Origin of the sequence: Flavobacterium sp. (genome assembly GCF_036405015.1) — a bacterium.
Taxonomy (GTDB): Bacteria; Bacteroidota; Bacteroidia; order Flavobacteriales; family Flavobacteriaceae; genus Flavobacterium.
In genome coordinates this window covers 1-22,132 of record NZ_DASWYK010000201.1, presented here as the reverse complement: position 1 = coordinate 22,132, position 22,132 = coordinate 1, and the positions used below count along the sequence as shown (strand labels likewise).

The 22,132-nt window shown below is 33.4% G+C and carries 20 protein-coding genes, 1 tRNA gene and 2 pseudogenes; 18 read left to right on the top strand and 5 right to left on the bottom strand.

Annotated features, from left to right (window positions below; all coding sequences use genetic code 11):
• Positions 1 to 349: pseudogene (locus tag VGE71_RS17260) on the top strand (hypothetical protein); the annotation flags it as partial.
• Positions 350 to 406: 57 nt separating this feature from the next.
• Here VGE71_RS17260 and VGE71_RS17255 read toward each other — a convergent pair.
• From VGE71_RS17255 to VGE71_RS17240, 4 genes are all read right to left on the bottom strand, one after another.
• Entirely contained in the window at positions 407 to 964 is a 558-nt protein-coding gene (locus tag VGE71_RS17255; protein ID WP_331139422.1) for a hypothetical protein, read from the bottom strand.
• Between the two features lie 289 nt (positions 965 to 1,253).
• Positions 1,254 to 2,081 (bottom strand): hypothetical protein, encoded by an 828-nt coding sequence (locus VGE71_RS17250; protein ID WP_331139421.1) that lies wholly within the window; start codon positions 2,079 to 2,081, stop codon positions 1,254 to 1,256.
• A 62-nt stretch (positions 2,082 to 2,143) separates the two neighbouring features.
• A complete protein-coding gene (gene yihA, locus VGE71_RS17245; protein ID WP_331139420.1) occupies positions 2,144 to 2,764 on the bottom strand; it encodes a ribosome biogenesis GTP-binding protein YihA/YsxC in 621 nt (206 codons plus the stop codon).
• Between the two features lie 43 nt (positions 2,765 to 2,807).
• Positions 2,808 to 3,572, bottom strand: coding sequence for an alpha/beta fold hydrolase (locus tag VGE71_RS17240; RefSeq protein ID WP_144215335.1), 765 nt, complete (start codon positions 3,570 to 3,572; stop codon positions 2,808 to 2,810).
• Between the two features lie 378 nt (positions 3,573 to 3,950).
• Between VGE71_RS17240 and mraZ the strand changes: the two genes are divergently transcribed.
• From mraZ to VGE71_RS17155, 17 genes and pseudogenes are all read left to right on the top strand, one after another.
• The gene (mraZ, locus tag VGE71_RS17235; RefSeq protein WP_294788587.1) at positions 3,951 to 4,424 is read left to right on the top strand and encodes a division/cell wall cluster transcriptional repressor MraZ; all 474 of its coding nucleotides are present in this window, start codon (positions 3,951 to 3,953) and stop codon (positions 4,422 to 4,424) included.
• Positions 4,399 to 5,307, top strand: coding sequence for a 16S rRNA (cytosine(1402)-N(4))-methyltransferase RsmH (rsmH, locus tag VGE71_RS17230; protein WP_331139419.1), 909 nt, complete (start codon positions 4,399 to 4,401; stop codon positions 5,305 to 5,307). The genes mraZ and rsmH overlap by 26 nt, the downstream gene beginning before the upstream one ends.
• 22 nt (positions 5,308 to 5,329) lie before the next feature.
• A complete protein-coding gene (locus tag VGE71_RS17225; protein WP_144215333.1) occupies positions 5,330 to 5,677 on the top strand; it encodes an FtsL-like putative cell division protein in 348 nt (115 codons plus the stop codon).
• On the top strand, positions 5,668 to 7,674 hold the full coding sequence (locus tag VGE71_RS17220) for a penicillin-binding protein (RefSeq protein WP_331139418.1): 2,007 nt from the start codon (positions 5,668 to 5,670) through the stop codon (positions 7,672 to 7,674). The genes VGE71_RS17225 and VGE71_RS17220 overlap by 10 nt, the downstream gene beginning before the upstream one ends.
• Entirely contained in the window at positions 7,671 to 9,134 is a 1,464-nt protein-coding gene (locus VGE71_RS17215) for a UDP-N-acetylmuramoyl-L-alanyl-D-glutamate--2,6-diaminopimelate ligase (RefSeq protein WP_331139417.1), read from the top strand. Before VGE71_RS17220 ends, VGE71_RS17215 begins: the two co-directional genes overlap by 4 nt.
• Before the next feature lie 76 nt (positions 9,135 to 9,210).
• Positions 9,211 to 10,443, top strand: coding sequence for a phospho-N-acetylmuramoyl-pentapeptide-transferase (gene mraY / locus VGE71_RS17210; RefSeq protein ID WP_331139416.1), 1,233 nt, complete (start codon positions 9,211 to 9,213; stop codon positions 10,441 to 10,443).
• Between the two features lie 52 nt (positions 10,444 to 10,495).
• Positions 10,496 to 10,846 (top strand): annotated as a pseudogene (locus tag VGE71_RS17205) (four helix bundle protein).
• A 62-nt stretch (positions 10,847 to 10,908) separates the two neighbouring features.
• Positions 10,909 to 12,240, top strand: a complete 1,332-nt coding sequence (gene murD / locus VGE71_RS17200; protein WP_331139415.1) for a UDP-N-acetylmuramoyl-L-alanine--D-glutamate ligase — start codon at positions 10,909 to 10,911, stop codon at positions 12,238 to 12,240.
• 68 nt (positions 12,241 to 12,308) lie between these two features.
• Entirely contained in the window at positions 12,309 to 12,668 is a 360-nt protein-coding gene (locus VGE71_RS17195; RefSeq protein ID WP_331139414.1) for a four helix bundle protein, read from the top strand.
• Between the two features lie 133 nt (positions 12,669 to 12,801).
• Positions 12,802 to 14,112, top strand: a complete 1,311-nt coding sequence (locus tag VGE71_RS17190; RefSeq protein WP_144215328.1) for an FtsW/RodA/SpoVE family cell cycle protein — start codon at positions 12,802 to 12,804, stop codon at positions 14,110 to 14,112.
• A 26-nt stretch (positions 14,113 to 14,138) separates the two neighbouring features.
• Positions 14,139 to 15,224 (top strand): undecaprenyldiphospho-muramoylpentapeptide beta-N-acetylglucosaminyltransferase, encoded by a 1,086-nt coding sequence (murG, locus tag VGE71_RS17185; protein ID WP_331139413.1) that lies wholly within the window; start codon positions 14,139 to 14,141, stop codon positions 15,222 to 15,224.
• 157 nt (positions 15,225 to 15,381) lie between these two features.
• Positions 15,382 to 16,731: a UDP-N-acetylmuramate--L-alanine ligase gene (gene murC / locus VGE71_RS17180; protein ID WP_331139412.1), complete on the top strand. Its 1,350-nt coding sequence runs from the start codon at positions 15,382 to 15,384 to the stop codon at positions 16,729 to 16,731.
• On the top strand, positions 16,718 to 17,440 hold the full coding sequence (locus VGE71_RS17175) for a cell division protein FtsQ (RefSeq protein WP_331139411.1): 723 nt from the start codon (positions 16,718 to 16,720) through the stop codon (positions 17,438 to 17,440). Before murC ends, VGE71_RS17175 begins: the two co-directional genes overlap by 14 nt.
• Positions 17,441 to 17,446: 6 nt before the next feature.
• Positions 17,447 to 18,856 (top strand): cell division protein FtsA, encoded by a 1,410-nt coding sequence (gene ftsA, locus VGE71_RS17170; protein WP_331139410.1) that lies wholly within the window; start codon positions 17,447 to 17,449, stop codon positions 18,854 to 18,856.
• 85 nt (positions 18,857 to 18,941) lie between these two features.
• Positions 18,942 to 20,972: a cell division protein FtsZ gene (ftsZ, locus tag VGE71_RS17165; protein WP_331139409.1), complete on the top strand. Its 2,031-nt coding sequence runs from the start codon at positions 18,942 to 18,944 to the stop codon at positions 20,970 to 20,972.
• 204 nt (positions 20,973 to 21,176) lie between these two features.
• Positions 21,177 to 21,626, top strand: a complete 450-nt coding sequence (locus VGE71_RS17160) for a GatB/YqeY domain-containing protein (protein ID WP_198854339.1) — start codon at positions 21,177 to 21,179, stop codon at positions 21,624 to 21,626.
• 109 nt (positions 21,627 to 21,735) lie between these two features.
• Positions 21,736 to 21,809, top strand: a tRNA-Arg gene (locus tag VGE71_RS17155).
• 50 nt (positions 21,810 to 21,859) lie between these two features.
• Here the strand turns inward: VGE71_RS17155 and VGE71_RS17150 are convergent.
• On the bottom strand, positions 21,860 to 22,132 hold a 273-nt coding region (locus tag VGE71_RS17150), incomplete at its 5' end, for a nuclear transport factor 2 family protein (RefSeq protein WP_331139408.1).

The following is a 22,132-nucleotide window of genomic DNA, read 5'->3' as shown; positions in this document are numbered from 1 at the left end:
TTTAGGATGTCAATATTATAAAACACCTTCACTTTATTGGAAATTTAATGTAATAGAAGTTGCTATAACTTCTATTCCTTTACTGTCTTACGCATTGTATTTTATAATATCCAATTTTAAAAATGCCAAACCTGATTATGTATATTTCTGTAACGGATTAGTTATTTATCTAACCAGTAGTGCAGGAATTTTTCTATCTGGAAATACAGATTCAGTAATTTTTACAGAACCTTTTTTCCTTGATTTCTGGTTTTTTAATTCTCTTTTTTATATTCTGTATCAGTTTTTAATTTATAAAGAATGGAAAGTTTTGAATTTTAGGAAAGCAATGAAAAAGAAATTCCAATAAAAAAAATCCAAATTCCAAGTGTTACAATTGGAATTTGGATTTTTTTTATTGGAATTTTTACTTGATAGATCTTTTCTTTAAATCTTTGAAAATACGTTTCAATGCACCTGTCATTAATGCGTTTGAATTTTTATAAAGTGTTATGTTGTCTATAAGTTTATCCGATTTTTGCGTTTCCCACATTGATTTTGTGTTTCCTTTATTCGTAATTCCAACAACATTTTGAGAATAAATAATCTGTTGTAAATTCAGATCGTATATTTCCAAAATCACCGAAGCTTCGTTTCTTTCTGATCCGTAATCGTTTTGATAAAGTTCAATAGTAGATAAGTCGCTTTTGTTTTTTCTCGTAGAAATATTGATAAAGAAGTCAAATCCTGTTCCGTCTTTTAGTTCTTTCAGTTTTACACTGTTCGGATTTAAATTAATCTTTCTAGGAATAAGCAATCCATTAACATCATGGATATAAGATACTCGATCGCCTACATTTTTTCTAAAAAAAATTAAAGATTCTTCGGTTAATTTGTCTTTAGAATTTTTTGGACAATCCAATTCGTTGAGAAGCCATTTTCCAGAAGAAAAATCAACTCCGGTTCGTTGTCCGGTCGTAAGCATGTAGTGCGAGGATTGGCAAGAAGAAAATACTAATAGAAAGGAAATACAAAAAGTAAAACAGGTTGATTTAAAATTGTTCATTGGTTAAATTTGGTTTGCGTCAAATATAATTAAAAAACAATTGATTAAGATTTTTCTGTAAAATAAAAACTCAATAGAAAAATTCCAAATTCCAATTGTATGCTCGGAACTTAATTCTAAAATCCCAATAAAAAAAATCCCAAAATCCAACTTTAAAATTGGAATTTGGGATTTTTTTTGTGATGTCGGTGATTTTAGATTCCTGTAATCAGCTATACCAGGTTTTTGAAAGAATCATTGGTTTTCGGTTTGTATTGTCAAAATCTAAACTATTTGGAAATTTATTTTGATAGCCTTTTATTATGGCTCTATCTTTTCTGATAAAAGTAAATTCAGCACAAGGGGGTATTTCTATTCCGTCTCTTGTTATATAAGGGTTGTGATTGTTTGGGTGGATGTGTACGCAAACATGTGTTTCTAGGATTTTATTAAAGATTGTGGAATAAAAATCAAAACTTTCGGAGTTCCATAGTTTTTCTAAGAAGTGAAATTCGAAAACCATTATGCGAAAACGATTCATTAAAGAATAAGACATATTTAAAATGGCGTAGTATTCAAATCCTTCAATATCCATTTGAAGCAATAGTTCTGAGTTGGTACTTTCTAAGCTTTGATTTACCCATGAGTCCATAGTGATATATTCATCATTATTCGATAATCCTATGTGTTTTTTTATGAAGCTATATTGTGTTTTAGGTATTGATAAATTGGGTTTTTCTATGGTTTTGTCAGCCATAAAAATTTTCATGCCTCTATTGATGCATTCTAGTTCAAATTCACTGACACAATCTACTCCTGGTGAAAAACAGGCTTCTATGCCTTCTAGATCGTCTGGAACAAGGTATCCGCCATCTCTATTTGGTCCAATTCGTATAAGATTGTGTTGCGTTTTTAAAGGATGTAGTTCTTTAATAAGTGTTAGTATTTTTTCTTTTTGTTGTAATCTTTTAAACTCAAAACCTTTTTTAAATAATTTTTTTCGAATATACTGACGAATTTTGCTTTTGATTGCTTTTGTCCAGCCTTTTAATGTCATAAGAAAGCAATTTTTTTGTGTGACTTAGTCTTTTTCTTAAATAAGCATTTTGGAATTTAAATCTAAAATTCTGAATTGTTTTTAAAAACCTCTTGATTAACTTCATCTATATAAGACAAAAGTTCTTCTTTACCGATTGATTCTGTAGAAGAGGTGACAAAATATTGAGGCATTTCGGCCCAGTTATTCGCGTACATTTGTTTTTTGTAAGCAGCAATATGGGAGTCTATTTTTACTTTACTGATTTTGTCAGCTTTGGTAAAAATAATACAAAACGGAATTTCGCTTTCGCCCATATACGACATAAATTCAATGTCAATATTTTGAGCTTCATGGCGAATATCAATCAAAACAAAAGCACAAACTAATTGTTCTCTGTTTTCGAAATAATCAGTAATAAACTGCTGGAAAATTGATTTTGTTTTTTTTGAAACTTTAGCATAACCATAACCAGGCAAATCGACCAAGAACCAATTGTTGTTGATTTTAAAGTGATTGATTAGTTGTGTTTTTCCTGGTCTTCCAGATGTTTTAGCCAAGCTTTTGTTGTTGGTAAGCATATTAATTAATGATGACTTACCTACATTTGATCTTCCTATAAAAGCATATTCTGGTAAAAAATCCTTAGGACATTTTGATGCATCAGAATTGCTGACAATAAATTCGGCGGTGTTAATTTTCATGTTCCTTCTTTTTAAAACCTCCTTAAAAAATAAAATTTATGGCTTATAAATTCTTTTCGGTAAGCCATTTTTCCAGAATTACATTGAATTCATCTGGATGTTCCATCATTGCGGCGTGCCCACATTTATCAATCCAATATAATGTTGAATTGGGTAGTAATTTATTAAATTCTTCTGCTACATTTGGAGGTGTTACAGAATCATTTTTACCCCAAATGATACAAGTTTCAACGTCCATTTTTGGCAAATCCTTAGCCATATTATGACGAATTGCACTTTTAGCAATTGTTAAGGTTTTGATTAATTTGATGCGATCATTGGCAGTAGCATAAACATCATCAATAATTTCAGGAGTAGCAATTTTTGGGTCGTAAAAAACTTCTCCAGCTTTCTTTTTGATGTATTCGTAATCGCCTCTTCTTGGGTAGCTGTCTCCCATTGCGCTTTCGTAAAGTCCAGAGCTTCCTGTGATTACAAGTCCAGCAACTTTTTCAGGATAAAGTTTTGTGTGATACAATGCAATGTGTCCTCCAAGAGAATTTCCTAGAAGAATTACTTTGTCAAAACCTTTAAAAGTGATAAAGTCTTTTACGTATTTCGCAAAACTTTTTACGTTTGTTTTTAAAATACTTTGAGTATATATTGGCAAATCTGGGATAACAACTTTATATCCTTTCGTTGGGAAATATTGTGCTACACCATCAAAGTTACTCAGGCCTCCCATTAAACCATGAAGAATAACGATCGGAGTTCCTTCTCCAGCTTCAAAATAGCTGTATTTGCCTTCTTTTTTATAGTGTTTGTCCATCTAATCTAATGCCAATTTCAATTTCGACAAATATAGGGTTAAATAAACAAAAATGAATTTTTGACGCGATTTTTTAACTAGATAATTTGAGTAGAATTTGTAAATCATTAAAAATCAGATGTAAAACATGTTTTTGTTAAAATATCCAAATGTTAAGAAATGTGTATTATAATCAATTTTTTAAGAAAATTAGCGCATTATTTTTTTGAATGAATAACGGATTTAAGAATCTGTTAATTTATAGTTAAGGTATTGATTGATTGCGGATTATGGAAAGTGGTAGTAAAGTGGTTAAACTTATTAACAAAGTGGTATAAAGTGGTAAAATGTGGTATTTTTTTTTATATTTTTGCTGTATAACATGTTAACTAGTTTTTTTTGAACACAATTGTCGGAACATATGAGTGTAAAGTCGATGCTAAAGGGAGGCTAATGATGCCTGCGCCTTTGAAAAAGCAACTGACTGCTTCTCTTCAAAGCGGATTTGTTTTGAAGCGCTCTGTTTTTCAGCCGTGTTTAGAATTGTATCCTATGGAAGAATGGGATTTGATGATGAAAAAAATCAACAAGCTTAATCGCTTTGTAAAAAAGAACAACGATTTCATTAGAAGGTTTACTGCTGGTGTTAAAGTGGTTGAGGTTGATGCATTAGGGAGATTGCTTGTTCCAAAAGATTTGGTAACGTTTGCAAGTATTTCTAAAGATGTTGTTTTTTCATCTGCGGTTAATATTGTGGAGATTTGGGATAAAGATTTATACGAAAAATCAATAAGCGGCGAAGATATGGATTTTGCAGATTTAGCCGAAGAAGTAATGGGAAATATTAATGACGACGAAGATGGAATATCATAATCCGGTTTTGCTTCATCCAACAGTTGATGGTTTAGATATTAAACCAGACGGAGTGTATGTAGATGTTACGTTTGGAGGCGGTGGTCATTCAAAAGAGATTTTAAGAAGATTAGGGCCAAACGGAAGGCTGTTTGCATTTGATCAAGACGAAGATGCGCTTGCCAATGCGTTACCAGACGATAGGTTCACATTGATAAATGAGAATTTTAGGTTCATAAAAAGATTTTTACGTTTTCACGGAGTAAAAGCGGTAGACGGAATCTTGGCCGATTTGGGAGTTTCATCACACCAATTTGATGTTCCAGAAAGAGGTTTCTCTACAAGATTTGATGCCGAGTTGGATATGCGGATGAGTCAGAAAAATGATTTAAATGCTTATCGGGTGGTTAACGAATATGAAGAACAGGATTTACGTCGTGTTTTTTTTGATTATGGGGAGTTGAAGAATGCGCCGGTTTTAGCAAGAACAATTGTCGAGGCGAGAAAAGAGTATCCAATCAAAACGACTGAAGAATTAAAAGATGTTCTGAAAAAGTTTTTGCCAGAGAAAGTTCGAAATAAAGTTTTGGCTCAGATTTATCAGGCAATCCGAATCGAGGTAAATCAGGAAATGGATGTTTTAAAAGAATTTATTGAGCAGTCATTGGAGATTTTGAAACCAGGAGGAAGATTTTCGGTAATCTCGTACCATTCTTTGGAAGATCGTTTGGTAAAAAGATTCATTAAAAACGGAATGTTTGAAGGAGAACCAGAGAGAGATTTTTACGGAAATTTTTCAGTTCCATTCAAAACAATTGGAAAATTGATTGTTCCAGATAATGAAGAAATCAAAATTAATAATAGAGCAAGAAGTGCCAAATTAAGAGTTGCAGAAAAGCTATAATATATATTAAGGTAGAAAAAAGATGAAAGGTGGTGTATTTAGCATATTAAAAGCAAGATTTCTGATTCATGAAGATGCAGTAAAAAACTGGCGATTTATCGTCTTTATCATTCTGCTGGCCATTTTGATGATTGCGAATACACAGCGATACGAACAGAAAGTTTTTGAAATCGCCAAATTAAATAATGAAACAAAAGAGCTAAGATCTGAATTTGTAGATCGACGTTCAGAATTGATGAAGTTAAAAATGGAGTCAACTATTTCGGATAAAATGTTAGAAAAACAAATTTTTCCGTCGACAGTTCCTCCAGTAAAAATAGAAGTTAAAAAAGAAGAAGAAAAAAGTTTCTTTAAAAGAATATGGCAGTAGAAGATAAACATATATCCTACAGAATTTACCTCGTAGCAGTTTTCATCTTTGTGATGGCAATTGCTATTGTCGTTAAATTGACCAATATTCAATGGGTTGATGGAGATTATTACAGAAAACTGGCAAAACAGCGTACTGTGAGAAACTTCGTAATTCCTGCAAACAAAGGAAATATATATTCTGCTGACGGAAGTTTATTGGCGACTTCAATTCCAAATTATGAAATTCGTTTTGATGCAAAAGCGCCGAAAACAGAAACGTTTGAAAAGTATGTTAAGCAGCTTTCGGATTCTCTAGCAACTGTTTTGGATAGGCCAGCAGGTTATTACGAAAAAGAATTAAGGAAAGCACGCGAGAATAAAAATCGTTATTATTTGATCGCTCGCAAGTTGAGTTATACAGAATATGTGAAAATTAAAAACTTTCCATTATTCAAGTTAGGTGCTTTTAAAGGTGGAATTATAGTTGAACAAGAAACGGTTAGAAAACACCCAATTGGTAAAATTGCTGAAAGAACTATTGGTTACGATAAAATTGATCCCGCAACTGGAGTAGAAGTTGGAAAAGGAATTGAATGGGCTTTTAAAAATTACCTGAACGGAAAAGACGGTAAAATTTTAAAGCAAAAAATTGCAAAAGGGCAGTGGAAACCTATTCGTGATGTTAACGAAGTAGATCCAGTTGACGGTTATGATGTGATTTCGACTATCGATGTTTTTATTCAAGATATTGCGCATCATGCTTTGTTGAAACAATTAGAAGATTACGAAGCAGATCATGGTTGTGTAGTAGTAATGGAAACAGAAACGGGTCACGTAAAAGCGATTTCAAATTTAGGAAGAGCAGAAGACGGATCGTATTTTGAAACAACAAATTACGCAATTGCAGAATCTCACGAACCGGGGTCAACTTTTAAACTGGTTGATTTGTTGGCAATTTTAGAAGATAAAGTCGCAGATACAAGTACGGTTTATGATAGCCATAATGGTGTGGTTAAATATTACGGACGTTCTGTTCGTGATTCGCATCATGGTGGTTATGGGAAAATTTCATTAGCACGTGGATTTGAGCTTTCGTCAAACACAGTAATGGTTCAGGCGGTTTATGATAATTATAAAAGTAATCCATCAAAGTTTGTAAATCATATCAGAAGACTTGGTTTAGACAAAACTTTAGGATTGCATTTTAAAGGAGAAGGAAGACCGATTATTCCGCATCCTGGAGATAAAAGCTGGTCAGGGATTTCGCTTCCATGGATGGCTTTTGGATATTCAGTTTCAGTTACTCCAATGCAGACTCTTACGTTGTATAATGCAGTTGCGAATAATGGTGTGATGGTGAAACCACAGTTTGTTTCTGAAATTAAAGAATGGAATAAAACGATTAAAAAGTTTGATACAGAAGTTATAAATCCAAAAGTTTGTTCGCCAGAAACGCTTAAAAAGGTTAAAGCAGTTTTAGAAAATGTGGTAAAAAAAGGAACAGGTTCTAAGTTGTATTCAAAAGATTTTTCGATGGCAGGAAAAACAGGAACAGCTATGGTGAATTATGGTAAAGCAGGAAGAGAAGGAATGTATTATGCTTCTTCTTTCGCAGGATATTTTCCAGCTGATCATCCAAAATATTCTTGTATTGTAGTAGTTCATAAGCCCAATACATCTAAAAATAATTATTACGGAGCTGACGTTGCAGGACCGGTGTTTAAAAGAATCGCACAAAAGATTTTTACAGATGCGCCTTCGACAAATAAGATAAAACAACTGGATTCTAGAGTTCCTAAGCAAGATACTAGTTATGATAAATATACTGTAGAGGCAAATAAAAAAATAAATCAGATTCCGAATTTAAAAGGAATGCCTGGAATGGACGCGATTGCTTTACTGGAGAATTTAGGTTTGAAAGTAAAAGTAAATGGAATGGGGAAAGTAAAAAATCAATCGATTCAGGCTGGAACCAGCATTAGCAAAAACACAACAATTGTATTAGAATTATCGTGAAAGTATTAAAAGACATATTATATAAAGTAGCTATTGAATCTGTAAAAGGTTCGACAGAAACTGCTATTCAGAAAATTGAATTTGATTCACGTAAAGTAGAGGCAAATGATGTTTTCGTAGCAATTCGCGGTTCACTTTCAGATGGACATGATTACATTGAAAAAGCAATTCAGTTAGGTGCAAAAGCAATTATTTGCGATGCACTTCCTGAAAATACAGTTGATGGAGTAACTTATGTTCAGGTAAAAGATACCAATACGGCTTTGGCTTTTATGGCGGCTAATTATTTTGAAGATCCTTCTGCAAAACTAAAATTAGTTGGAGTAACAGGTACGAACGGTAAAACTACAATTGCATCATTGTTATTTCAGTTGTTTCAAAAAGCAGGTTTTAAAGTTGGTTTGTTGTCAACTGTAAAAATTGTAGTAGATAAAACAGAATATCCGGCAACGCATACAACGCCAGATTCTTTAACTATCAATCATTATTTAAATGAGATGATTGAAGCTGGAGTAACGCATTGTTTTATGGAGGTAAGTTCACACGGAATTCATCAAAAACGTACAGAAGCTTTGCATTTTGTGGGAGGAATTTTTACGAATCTTTCACACGATCATTTAGATTATCATCCAACATTTGCTGAGTATAGAGATGTGAAAAAGTCATTTTTTGATTCATTGCCAAAATCGGCTTTTGTTTTATCGAACATTGATGATAAAAATGGTTCGGTAATGTTGCAGAATACAGTTGCTAAAAAGCTGACTTACGCTTTAAAATCTTATGCAGATTATAGAGCACAGATTTTAGAAAGCCAATTGTCTGGATTATTATTGAAAATTAATGACAATGAAGTTTGGGTAAAACTAATTGGTACTTTCAACGCTTACAATGTTTTAGCGATTTATGGTACCGCTGTAGAGCTAGGGATTGATAGTCTTGAAGCGTTGCGTTTATTGTCTGATTTAGAGAGTGTTTCGGGTCGTTTTCAGTATATCGTATCAGACGGAGGAATTACGGCTGTTGTAGATTATGCGCATACGCCAGATGCATTGGAGAATGTTTTGAAAACTATAAATGACATTCGTACCAAAAATGAGCAGTTAATTACTGTAGTCGGTTGTGGAGGAAATCGTGATAAGACGAAACGTCCAATTATGGCAAAAATCGCTTCAGATTTAAGTGATAAAGCCGTGCTGACTTCTGATAATCCAAGAAATGAGGATCCTGAAGTTATTTTGGATGAAATGGAACAAGGAGTTGAGGCTCAGAATTATAAAAAAATGCTTCGAATTACAGATCGAAAACAAGCAATTAAAACGGCTTGTCAATTGGCAGAGGCAAAAGATATTATCCTGATTGCAGGAAAAGGACATGAAACTTATCAGGAAATAAATGGTGTCCGTCATCATTTTGATGATATGGAGACGATAAAAGAGATTTTAGGTCAATTAAATAAATAAGAAAAAAAATAAGTTCAAATACCACCAGAATTGGAATTTGGAATTTCAAAATTGGGATTTAAAAAAATAAAGAAATATGCTGTACTATTTATTCGAATATTTTGATAAAACATTGGACCTTCCTGGAACGGGAGTTTTCCAGTACATCACATTTAGATCGGCTTTGGCATTTATGCTTTCGTTGCTTTTATCGACTATTTATGGTAAAAGAGTCATTAACTTTTTACGTCGTCAGCAAGTAGGAGAAACAGTGCGTGAACTTGGTCTTGCAGGTCAAAATGAAAAAGCGGGTACTCCAACAATGGGTGGGTTAATTATCATTTTTGCCACACTAGTTCCAGTTTTATTATTTGCCAGACTGCATAACATTTACATAGTATTGCTTATTGTGACTACTTTGTGGATGGGGACAATTGGTTTTGTTGACGATTATATCAAAATATTCAAAAAAGATAAACAAGGTTTAAAAGGTATTTTTAAAGTTATTGGACAAGTTGGTCTAGGGATTATCGTTGGAGCAGTTCTTTATTTTAATCCTGCTGTTACAGTAAGAACAGATACAGGTCGTACAGATGTTTTTAGAACAGGAGCTAATACGACAGTTGTGCTTCCTGCGCCAATTGAAGAAAAATCTACGGCAACTACAATTCCGTTCATTAAAAATAACGAATTTGATTATGCTGAAGTATTGTCTTTTATGGGAGAAGGATATGAAAAATGGGCTTGGTTAGTATTTATTCCGGTCGTGATTTTCATTATAACAGCAGTTTCAAACGGAGCAAATTTAACTGACGGAATCGATGGACTCGCTGCGGGAACATCGGCTATATCCGTCCTCGCTCTCGGGATATTTACATTCGTTTCAGGAAACATCATTTTTTCGAATTATCTGAATATCATGTATATCCCCAATTCGGGAGAAATGACGGTCTTTATCTCGGCCTTTGTTGGAGCATTAATCGGATTTCTTTGGTACAATTCTTATCCAGCATCTGTTTTTATGGGGGATACAGGAAGTTTGACCATCGGAGGAATTATCGCAGTATTGGCAATTGCAGTTCGTAAAGAAATATTAATCGTTTTGTTCTGTGGAATTTTCTTGGCAGAAAGTGCTTCAGTAGTTATACAGGTATTTTATTTTAAATATACGAAGAAACGTTTTGGTGAAGGAAGAAGAATCTTTTTGATGGCGCCACTTCATCACCATTACCAGAAAAAAGGATATCATGAAAGCAAAATTGTAACTCGTTTCTGGATCGTTGCTGTGATGTTAGCCATATTATCAATCATTACTTTAAAATTAAGATAAGCTCAATTAAAAATTGAGAATTAAAAATTAAAGATTACACGTTCTTATTAAAATGAAAGAAAATATTATTCAAGAAAAATCATTTGAGTTTGCGGTTAGAATTGTCAATCTGTACAAGTATTTAACCGAAAATAAAAAGAGTTTGTTTTGAGTAAGCAAGTCTTAAGATCGGGAACTTCAATAGGGAGCAAATATTGAAGAATCGATTGGTGGGCGTTCTGATAAAGAGTTTTTGTTTAAGCTTGAAATTTCATATAAAGAAGCAAGAGAAACTATTTATTGGTTGAAGTTGTTAAAAGCAACAGATTATATTTCTATAAGTGAATTCGACAGCATTTTTAGTGAAGCGGATGCAATATGTAGAATATTAGCAAAAATAATATTAACCTTAAAAGGAAAATAGGAATTCAATTGAAGTCATGGATGATTTTTAATTTTTAATTCTGAATTTTTAATTTATAAAGTATGAGGCTAGTAGTTTTAGGAGGAGGAGAAAGCGGAGTAGGAACCGCGATCCTCGGAAAGAAACAAGGATACGAAGTTTTCGTATCTGATTTCGGAAAGATAAAAGAGAGTTACAAAGAAGTTCTTATCATTAATAAAATAGCTTGGGAAGAAGAGCAGCATACTGAAGATTTAATTCTAAATGCTGATGTGGTGATGAAAAGTCCAGGAATTCCAGACAAATCTCCGATAGTAAAAGAACTTATTGCGGCAGGTATTAAGGTGATTTCGGAAATTGAATTTGCGATTCCTTACACAGAAGCAATGACAATCGGAATTACAGGAAGTAATGGTAAAACGACCACCACAATGCTAACACATCATTTGCTGAAATATGCAGGATTAAATGTGGGATTGGGAGGAAATATCGGAAAAAGCTTTGCCTGGCAGGTAGCAGAAAATAAATATGATGCCTACGTTCTTGAATTAAGCAGTTTTCAGTTAGACGGAATTATAAATTACAGACCAGATATTGCGATAATAACCAATATTAGTCCGGATCATTTAGATCGATATGAATATAAATATGAAAATTATATCAATTCGAAGTTTCGAATAACAATGAACCAAACCGAAAACGATTATCTCATTTATGATGCAGATGATGAAGCAAGTACAGAATGGTTAAAAAATAATAAAACAAAAGCAAAATTAATTCCTTTTTCATTGACCAAAACATTCGATGAAGGGGCTTCTATAAATAACAACAAAATGGAAATTAAGATCAACCAAGAAGAGTTTACAATGGATACAGAACACATTGCGTTAGAAGGAAAACATAATATGAAAAACGCAATGGCAGCAAGCTCTGTAGCTAAATTGATGCAAATTAGAAATGCAACAATTCGTGAAAGTCTATCTAATTTCCAAGGTGTTGAACACCGTTTAGAAAAAGTATTAAAAATACAAAACGTTCAATATATCAACGATTCAAAAGCAACTAACGTAAATGCTACTTTCTTTGCCTTAGACAGTATGAATGCGCCAACAGTTTGGATTGTAGGAGGTGTTGATAAAGGAAATGATTACAACGAATTGATGTCATTGGTGCGTGAAAAAGTAAAAGCAATTATCTGCCTTGGAATCGATAATCGTAAAATTATCGATGCTTTTGGAAACGTTGTTGATATTATGGTTGAAGTAAATAATATGAATGATGCAGTGAAAACTGCTCAAAGATTAACAGAAAAAGGTGATACTGTTTTATTGTCTCCAGCTTGTGCAAGTTTTGATTTATTTGAGAACTACGAAGACAGAGGAAAACAATTTAAGCAAGCGGTACACAATTTATAATTTTTAGATTTTAGAGTTCAGATTTTAGATTGTTTTCAATCTGTGAACTCAAATAAGTTCTTTTGAGTATGACGACGAATGAAATGAAGATGAGAACAAAGAAGTTTTCTTTGATGATAATTGATTTAGCTGAAAAGCTTCCAAATACGAATGTAATTAGATCAATTACAAGTCAAATAGTAAGAAGTGGAACATCTGTCGGCGCGAATTATCGAGCAGTTTGTAGAGCTCGAAGCGATAAAGAGTTTATTGCCAAAATGAATATAGTTTTAGAAGAAGCTGATGAAACTTTATTTTGGATAGAAATTATAAAAGAAAAAATGTGGCTTGCAAAAGAAGAGTTAGAAATAGCTTTAAAAGAAGCTAACGAATTAACAGCAATTTTTGTAAGCAGTCTAAAAACAGTAAATAATAGAATTAATAAATAAAAAAATAAAAATTGAAGATTTTTTTAATCAATCTAAAATCTAAAATTGAGATTAAAGAGTAAACAATAGAATAAATAATAAAGACAAAGATTTTAAATAATCTAAAATCTAAAATCAGAAATCTAAAATTGAAATGAAAGAGCTAGTAAACAAACTAAAGGGAGATAGGGTAATATGGTCATTCGTGGCTTTATTGGCATTGTTTTCGTTTATGCCTGTTTTTAGTGCAAGTAGTAATTTGGCTTATATCGGTCATGGAACAGGAAATACTTTGGGATATTTGTTAAAACACTTGGCTCATATTTGTATCGGTTTCTTGATTATTTACTGGGTTCATAGAGTGCCTTATCATTATTTTAGAGCGATTTCAAAAATTGCATTGCCGATTGTTTGGTTTTTGTTGCTTTATACTTTGTTGAAAGGAACTGTAATTGCAGGAGCAAATGCGAGTCGTTGGATTCAAGTTCCTTTTATTGGAATTACGTTTCAGACATCAACCCTTGCGGCAATTGTTTTGTTCATTTATGTAGCGCGATATTTATCTAAAACCAAAGAAGAAAATGAACCTTTTCAGACTTCATTAATTCAACTTTGGATTCCGGTATTTATCACTTTGATATTGATTTTGCCAGCCAACTTTTCAACTACAGCGTTGATTTTTGCAATGGTTTTAATGCTTACGTTCATTGGAAAATATCCTTTAAAATATATCGGATTTATTATTGGTTCAGGAATTGCGATGTTGGCATTTTTTCTTTTGGTAGCTAAAGCTTTTCCGGATTCAAGATTTTTTAGTAGGGTTTCAACTTGGGAAAGTCGTATTACAAATTTTACCACAGACAAACCAGACGAAGATGATTATCAGATAGAAAAAGCAAAAATTGCAATTGCCTCTGGAAAACTTGGAGGATTAGGTCCAGGAAAAAGTGTTCAGAAAAACTTTTTGCCACAATCTTCTTCCGATTTTATTTATGCCATTATTGTAGAAGAATATGGTTTGGTTGGAGGGGTTTCAATTGTAATTCTGTATTTATTGCTTTTGTTCCGATTTGTAATTGCATCACATAAAGCACCAACTTTATTTGGAAAATTAGTTGTTGTAGGTGTCGGATTTCCGATGATATTTCAAGCCATGATTAATATGGCTGTTGCGGTTGAATTACTGCCAGTAACAGGACAAACATTGCCGTTAATAAGTAGCGGGGGCAGTTCGATCTGGATGACTTGTTTAGGACTTGGAATTATTATTAGTGTAACGAAAAAAGAAGAAGAAATCGCTGAAGAGAAACTCGAAAAAGAAAAACGAAAAGAGGCTTTACAGCGATTGATAGATAAAGAATTAGCAGAAGATGATGTAATTCCTCAAGAAATATATGATGAAGAGCCAGCTTATTCGATAGAAGACAATTCAAGAAATCCGATGAATGCGGTTTTAAACAAATAAAATATAAAGTTGTAATTTTTAAAAAGATGACAAAGCATAAATTCATACTTAGCGGAGGAGGAACAGGAGGACATATCTATCCTGCGATTGCGATTGCAAATGAATTAAAATTACAATTTCCTGATGCTGAATTTCTTTTTGTAGGTGCCAAAGATAAAATGGAAATGCAGAAAGTACCTCAGGCGGGTTATGAAATAAAAGGTCTTTGGATTGCTGGTTTACAACGAAAATTGACCTTACAAAACCTGATGTTTCCGCTAAAACTGGCAAGTAGTTTATTGGAATCGAAAAGAATTATTAAAAAATTTAAACCAAATGTAGTAATCGGAACAGGTGGTTTTGCCAGCGGACCTTTATTGCAAGCGGCAGGAGCTGCAGGAATTCCGACTGTGGTGCAAGAGCAGAATTCTTTTCCGGGAATTACAAACAAATTGTTGAGTAAGAAGGCAAATGCAATTTGTGTGGCGTATCAAAATTTGGAACGCTTTTTTCCAAAAGAGAAAATCGTTTTAACTGGAAATCCAGTACGTCAGGATTTAATTGATATTGAAAGTAAACGTGACGAAGCAATTGCTTTTTACAATTTAGATCCGAATAAGAAAACGCTGTTGGTTCTTGGAGGAAGTTTAGGAGCGAGAAGAATCAATCAGTTAATTGAAAAAGAATTACAAAATTTTCTTTCTCAAGAGGTTCAGGTAATCTGGCAATGTGGGAAATTATATTTTGAAGAATATAAAAAATACAATCAACCAAATGTAAAAGTGGTTGATTTTATTGAAAGAATGGATTTTGTGTATTCGGCGTCTGATATAATTATTTCACGTGCAGGAGCTTCGTCAGTATCGGAATTATGTATTGTTGGCAAACCAGTAATTTTTATTCCGTCTCCGAATGTAGCCGAAGATCATCAAACAAAAAATGCTCAGGCAATTGTTGATGCTAAAGGCGCAATTTTGTTGAAAGAATCGGAGCTTAATGAGCAATTTAGTATCGTTTTTGAAGCATTGCTAAAAGATGATGGAAAACAGAAACAACTGAGTAGCAATATTAAAAAACTGGCAAGGCCAGATGCAACAAAGCAGATAGTAGAAGAAATAAAAAAGTTGTTATAATATAATTTTAAACGAAAATTATACAACAGAAAATATCAGGTTGAACGTTATTTTAGGCAATTTAGGCTAAAATAAACGATAGAATCGCAAGGGTTTAATTGCTAGAATATTACATCGTTGTAAGGTTGTATGTAAGTCTAAAAAAACAAATTTTAAAATGAATTTAAATCAAATACAAAACGTTTATTTTATTGGTATCGGAGGAATCGGAATGAGTGCTCTGGCTCGTTATTTCAAGTTTATTGGAAAACAAGTTTCAGGTTACGACAAAACGCCTTCAATGCTAACTAATGAATTGATTGAAAGTGGGATTGATATTCATTTTGAAGATGACATAAACTTAATTCCAAAAGATTATTATGTAGAGAACACGTTGGTTATTTATACGCCAGCGGTTCCAAAAACACATTCAGAATGGAATTATTTTATAGAAAGACATTACGAGGTTAAAAAGCGTGCTGAAGTTCTTGGGATTATTAGTAAAGATACTTTCTGTTTTGCAGTTGCAGGAACGCATGGCAAAACAACAACGTCTAGTATTTTGGGACATATTTTGTTTCAAAGCGGTGCAGATGTAACGGCTTTTATTGGTGGAATTGTTGAAAATTATAATTCAAATTTAATTGGAAGCGGTAAAACAGTAACGGTTGTAGAAGCGGACGAATTTGATAGATCGTTTTTGCATTTACGTCCAGATATCGCCTGTGTAACTTCTATGGATGCCGATCACTTGGATATTTATGGAACAAGTGGTGCGATTCAGGCTTCTTTTAGAGAATTTGCTTCTAAAGTTGAAGATAAAAATAATCTCTTCATTACAAAAGAATTGCCTCTAGAGGGAATTCAATGTGCTGTAAATGAAGATGCTGTATTCAAGGCTTTTAATGTTCGCATTGAAGATGGGGCTTATGTTTTTGATGTGCAAACGCCATCAGAAATTATGAAGGATTTGCGTTTTGGATTGCCTGGAAGACACAATTTGATGAATGGATTGATGGCTATTGCAATGGCTAAGACTTTCGGCACCCCGACCGATTCTATTGCAAAAGCCATTGCTTCATTCAACGGAATTAGAAGACGTTTTTCATATCAGATTAAGACTGAAAATTTAGTATATATTGATGATTATGCACATCATCCAACAGAAATTAATGCTGTTCATCAGGCAGTTAGGGAGTTATATCCAGGACGTGAAGTTTTGGCTATTTTCCAACCGCATTTATTCAGTAGAACAAGAGATTTCGTTGACGGATTTGCAGAAAGCTTATCACAATTTGATGAAGTGTTTTTGATGGATATTTACCCTGCAAGAGAGCTTCCGATGGAAGGAGTGACTTCTGAGTGGCTTTTGGGTAAAATGACAAATACGAACAAAAAAATTGTTGCAAAAGAAGATTTATTAGGTGAAATCAAAGCCAGTGATGCACCTATTATTGTAACAATTGGAGCTGGTGATCTGGGAGAGATGGTTCCGTCAATTAAAAAGGTTTTAAATGAAAGTATTTAATTGGGCAAACGTAAGATTAGTACTTATTTTCGGACTGGTTTTGTTTTTGTATTCTTTCGCACAACATCGAAATGGTGATCGAAAATTGAAAAAATCGATGGTTGTTTTTGTAGGAGAAAATACGCTTTTTGTTAAGCCAGAAACGGTTAATAAATTGTTGATAGAAAATAAAAGAGACGCTTCCAGTATTAGAAAAGATGAAGTAGATTTGAATAAGATAGAGAAAACCCTCGATACACAAGAGATGATTGAGAAGTCAAACGTTTTTGTAAGTATCGATGGAGTTCTAAAAGCAGTAGTAAAACAGAAGACGCCCATAGCAAGAGTTTATGACGGCGGCGCTTCTTTTTATATTGACTATGAGGGAAATAAAATGCCCTTGTCAGACAATTTCACTGCACGAGTTCCTCTTGTTTCAGGGGCAATTAATGAAAAAAATAACGAAGATTTAGCAGCTTTATTTCGCACAATTTACGACGATGCGTTTTTGAAAAAAAACATCATTGCAATCGAAATTATGCCGAATGGAAGCTTAAAAATGTTTAATCGTAACTATGATTACTTCATAGATTTCGGAAGAACGATGAATGTTGATAAGAAATTTAGAAACTATAAAGCGTTTTTTCAGAAAGCAGTTTTAGATAGTACGTTATACAAATACAAAAAAATTGACCTTAGGTTTACGGAACAAGTAGTTTGCACTAAATAATAGAAAATGGAAAAAGATAATATTGCAGTAGGTCTAGATATTGGAACAACCAAAATCGTTGCCATGATTGGCAAGAAAAATGAGTATGGTAAGTTGGAGATTTTGGGCATTGGTAAATCCAAAAGTTTGGGTGTTGCCAGAGGAGTAGTAAACAACATTACGCAAACGATTCAATCGATTCAGCAAGCGATAATCGAAGCGGAAAATAATTCAGGATACAAAATCAAAGATGTGGTTGTGGGTATTGCCGGACAACACATCAGAAGTATTCAACATACAGATTACATCAGCAGAAATAATCCTGAAGAAGTAATTGGTGAAAATGATATTCAACTGTTAATTGATCAGGTAAATAAACTGGCGATGTTACCAGGAGAAGAAATTATCCACGTTTTACCTCAGGAATTTAAAATCGACGGACAGTCTGAAATTAAAGAGCCAATCGGAATGTATGGCGGAAGATTAGAATCTAGTTTTCACGTTGTAGTGGGGCAGGCTTCTTCAATCAGAAATGTTGGAAGATGTATTCAGAGTTCAGGAATTGAATTGTCTGGATTGACATTAGAGCCATTAGCTTCGGCAGATGCTGTTTTAAGTCAGGAAGAAAAAGAAGCTGGTGTTGCACTTATCGATATCGGTGGTGGAACAACAGATTTAGCTATTTTCAAAGATGGTATCATTCGTCATACAGCTGTAATTCCTTTCGGAGGAAATGTAATTACAGATGATATCAAAGAAGGATGTTCAATTATTGAAAAGCAAGCTGAACTTCTAAAAATTAAATTCGGATCTGCTTGGCCAGGTGAAAATAAAGACAACGAGATTGTTTCGATTCCAGGTTTAAGAGGAAGAGAGCCAAAAGAGATTTCGCTTAAAAATTTATCTAAAATTATCCATGCAAGAGTTGTGGAAATTGTTGAGCAGGTTTTTGCAGAAATTAAAGCTTACGGACACGAAGATCCTCGCAAAAAATTGATTGCTGGAATTGTATTAACTGGTGGTGGTGCGCAATTAAAGCACATCAAACAATTGGTAGAATACATTACAGGAATGGACACTAGAATTGGATATCCAAACGAGCATTTGGCTGGAAACTCGGGAGAAGAAATTTCTAGTCCATTATTTGCAACAGCAGTTGGATTGGTAATGAACAGTATCGAAAACAGTTCGCAAAGTGCTGTTAGATTGGAATTGGTAAATGAACAACCAAAAGTTGTTTATAAAAATGTTCCTCCGCCAGTACAGCGATACGAAGTTGAAGAAAACTACGTTGAAAAAGTAGAAACTATAGAAGAAACCAGAGAGCCAGTATCTCAAAGAGCTTCTAGAGATGAATCTACTGAAACCAAAATAAGAAGATCATTTTTTGATCGATATGTCGACAAAATCAAAGAATTTTTAGACAACGCAGAATAATTAGAATAAAAGAAAAGGATTACTTTCTTGCCCCAAGTCAAGAAGTAAAAAATGTACTTAATAAGAATTTCAAAAAACCAAAAAGATGATGAGCAACTCAGAATTTGGAAGTATTTCATTTGATTTACCAAAAAATCAATCAAATGTAATCAAAGTCATAGGTGTAGGTGGAGGCGGAAGTAACGCAATTAACCACATGTTTAAACAAGGTATTAAAGGCGTAGATTTTATCGTTTGTAATACCGATTCACAAGCGCTTCAAAATAGTTCAGTACCCAATAAAATCCAGTTAGGAGTTAATTTAACTGAAGGATTAGGAGCAGGAGCAAACCCAGATGTAGGACAACAGTCTGCAATCGAAAGTATTTCTGATATCGAAAAAATGTTAGATAGAAATACTAAGATGGTATTTATTACTGCTGGTATGGGTGGTGGTACTGGAACAGGTGCTGCACCAGTAATTGCTCAATTAGCAAAAGAAAGAGAAATATTAACAGTTGGTATCGTGACGATTCCGTTTCAGTTTGAAGGGAAAGTACGTCAGGAGCAGGCAATTATTGGAATTGAGAAACTGCGTAAGCAAGTTGATTCTTTAATTGTAATCAATAATAATAAATTAAGAGAAGTATACGGAAATCTAGGTTTTAAAGCTGGGTTTTCTAAAGCGGATGAAGTTTTAGCAACTGCTTCTAGAGGTATTGCTGAAGTAATTACGCACCACTATACCCAAAATATCGATTTACGTGACGCAAAAACTGTTTTGTCAAACAGTGGAACTGCGATCATGGGATCTTCTGTGGCAGCAGGTGAAAACAGAGCAAAAGATGCAATTATCTCAGCTTTAGATTCTCCGTTGTTAAACGATAATAAAATTACAGGTGCCAAAAACGTATTGTTGCTTATCGTTTCTGGAACTAACGAGATTACTCTTGATGAAATCGGAGAAATCAACGATCACATTCAGGCTGAGGCAGGTTACAATGCTAATATTATCATGGGAGTTGGTGAAGACGAAACTCTTGGTGAAGCTATTGCTGTAACTATTATTGCAACAGGTTTTGATGTAGAACAACAAAACGAAATTGTAAATACAGAACCAAAGAAAATCATTCATACGTTGGAAGATGAACAAAGAAGTGTTCATAATTTAACAAACAAACCACTTACTTCTTTTGACTTAACTGTTGATACACCGACAGCAAAAGTTGAAGATAAAGTTGTTTTTGATTTAATTGATGACGACGAAACATTTACTCCAACTCCGGTTCAGGCTGTTGCTCCAGCTATAAACCAGGAAGAATTGGTTGTGATGTCTGAGTTTATCAAAAATTTGGATGTAACTTTCGAAATTGTTTCGCCAATTACAGATATTGATTTTACAATTTCTGCACCAGAAACACCAGCTGTACAACAAATACAACAGCAGCCAGTGCAACAGCAACAAGTATATCAACAACAACAACAACAACAACAACAATCGGTACAACAACAAAGAACATTTGAAAGAGAAGAACAAACTACTTTTTCTTTTGATCTTCCTTTGTTTAAACAAGAGCCGGTTAGAAGAGAGCCTGTTGTTGAGGATAATAAAATTTTGTTTGAATTGTCAAATGAAACCCGTGAAATTAAAGTAAAAGATCCAGTACAATTTGTGCCAGTTACAGAAGTTTCAGATAACGGAATTATCAAATATTCTCTTGAAGAATATATGGAAGTTGAAAATGATTTAATGGCTTCGAAACCAGTTGAAAAAGTAGTTGAAGATGTTATTCCTGAAGAATTAAACATTACTTTGAAACCAAGAGTTGACTTCTCAAGCCAACCTGATTTCTCTACAACTTCGGAAGTTTCTCCATTAGAATTGACAATTGAAGAAACGCTTCGTTTAAGAGCTGAAGAAAGAAGAAAGAAACTAAAAGAATTTAACTATAAGTTCCATAACAATGTTTCAAGAATTGATGAGTTGGAAAAAGAACCAGCTTACAAAAGATTAGGAATTGATTTATCTAATTCACAATCTAATAATACAAATTCAAGAATCTCTGTTGGAACAGACAGTAATAATGATTTGCAATTACGTTCTAATAATTCATTTTTGCACGATAATGTAGATTAATTTTAGAATCATAATATTTGGTAACCCGAAAATTGGATTTAATTTTCGGGTTATTTTTTTTATCTTCGCACAGAATTTCAAAATTTGACTTCCTAAATAGGTTTTTAAAGTGAATCTTATTGTTAATTCGGGCGAAGTCAAGAACAAATTCCGAATGAATAAATCAATTAATAGGCATTGGCTTATTTTAAATAAAACATAAACATGAGTTTACAAACACAAATCATGGACGAAATCAAAACGGCCATGAAAGCAAAAGATACTGTAGCTTTAGAAGCATTACGAGCTGTTAAATCAGAATTGTTGTTAGCTTCAACTGCTTCTGGATCTAAAGAAGATTTGTCTGAGGACGAAGAAATTAAATTACTTCAAAGATTAGTTAAAACTCGTAAAGAAAGCGCAAGAATCTTTACAGAGCAAAACCGTCCAGATTTAGCTGAACCTGAATTAGCTCAGGTTGCAGTAATCGAGAAGTTTTTACCAGCTCAATTAAGTGAAGAAGAAGTAGAAGCTGTAATCGCAAAAATCATTGCTGAAACAGGTGCTTCAGGAATTGCTTCAATGGGTAAAGTAATGGGATTAGCATCTGCTCAATTGGGTGGAACTGCTGAAGGAAAAACCATTTCTACTATTGTAAAGAAATTACTTTCTTAAATACCAATAAAACAAAATCCAAATTCCAAATTGGAAACTCAATAAAAAATTCCAAATTCCGACACTAAATTGGAATTTGGAATTTAAAAAATTGAAATTTTAAAATATTGACCTCGTAGTTCAACTGGATAGAATATCAGATTTCGGCTCTGAGGGTTGGGGGTTCGAACCCCTCCGGGGTCACTAAAAATTTTAAAAGCCTGAGAATTATATATTCTCAGGCTTTTTTATACCTAGTTGTTTAGAATTTTTGTTTCAATAATTAAGAAATGACCTGTTCGCTCTTTTATCAGCCATTTGTCATTTTGGAAAATATAGATATCTTCATATTTAACACTATAATCGGATAGAATATCCTTTCCGTCATTTTCTCTAACCATTTTTAGTTGTGAAAAAGAAACGCCTATAGCGGTATTACCATCAATCTTTACGGTATGTTGTCCATTTAATGTAAAATAAGTCTTTACTTCAGCTGCGTGTTTATTAAAATCACTTTCCATGTTTTG

What these genes read in the sequence shown, in the direction of transcription:
- VGE71_RS17255 (WP_331139422.1), bottom strand. Translation starts at nt 964, where the DNA reads ATGCTTACGACCGGACAACGAACCGGAGTTGATTTTTCTTCTGGAAAA.
- VGE71_RS17250 (WP_331139421.1), bottom strand. Translation starts at nt 2,081, where the DNA reads ATGACATTAAAAGGCTGGACAAAAGCAATCAAAAGCAAAATTCGTCAG.
- yihA (WP_331139420.1), bottom strand. Translation starts at nt 2,764, where the DNA reads ATGAAAATTAACACCGCCGAATTTATTGTCAGCAATTCTGATGCATCA.
- VGE71_RS17240 (WP_144215335.1), bottom strand. Translation starts at nt 3,572, where the DNA reads ATGGACAAACACTATAAAAAAGAAGGCAAATACAGCTATTTTGAAGCT.
- rsmH (WP_331139419.1), top strand. Translation starts at nt 4,399, where the DNA reads ATGACGACGAAGATGGAATATCATAATCCGGTTTTGCTTCATCCAACA.
- VGE71_RS17225 (WP_144215333.1), top strand. Translation starts at nt 5,330, where the DNA reads ATGAAAGGTGGTGTATTTAGCATATTAAAAGCAAGATTTCTGATTCAT.
- VGE71_RS17220 (WP_331139418.1), top strand. Translation starts at nt 5,668, where the DNA reads ATGGCAGTAGAAGATAAACATATATCCTACAGAATTTACCTCGTAGCA.
- mraY (WP_331139416.1), top strand. Translation starts at nt 9,211, where the DNA reads ATGCTGTACTATTTATTCGAATATTTTGATAAAACATTGGACCTTCCT.
- murD (WP_331139415.1), top strand. Translation starts at nt 10,909, where the DNA reads ATGAGGCTAGTAGTTTTAGGAGGAGGAGAAAGCGGAGTAGGAACCGCG.
- VGE71_RS17195 (WP_331139414.1), top strand. Translation starts at nt 12,309, where the DNA reads ATGACGACGAATGAAATGAAGATGAGAACAAAGAAGTTTTCTTTGATG.
- VGE71_RS17190 (WP_144215328.1), top strand. Translation starts at nt 12,802, where the DNA reads ATGAAAGAGCTAGTAAACAAACTAAAGGGAGATAGGGTAATATGGTCA.
- murG (WP_331139413.1), top strand. Translation starts at nt 14,139, where the DNA reads ATGACAAAGCATAAATTCATACTTAGCGGAGGAGGAACAGGAGGACAT.
- murC (WP_331139412.1), top strand. Translation starts at nt 15,382, where the DNA reads ATGAATTTAAATCAAATACAAAACGTTTATTTTATTGGTATCGGAGGA.
- VGE71_RS17175 (WP_331139411.1), top strand. Translation starts at nt 16,718, where the DNA reads ATGAAAGTATTTAATTGGGCAAACGTAAGATTAGTACTTATTTTCGGA.
- ftsA (WP_331139410.1), top strand. Translation starts at nt 17,447, where the DNA reads ATGGAAAAAGATAATATTGCAGTAGGTCTAGATATTGGAACAACCAAA.
- ftsZ (WP_331139409.1), top strand. Translation starts at nt 18,942, where the DNA reads ATGATGAGCAACTCAGAATTTGGAAGTATTTCATTTGATTTACCAAAA.
- VGE71_RS17160 (WP_198854339.1), top strand. Translation starts at nt 21,177, where the DNA reads ATGAGTTTACAAACACAAATCATGGACGAAATCAAAACGGCCATGAAA.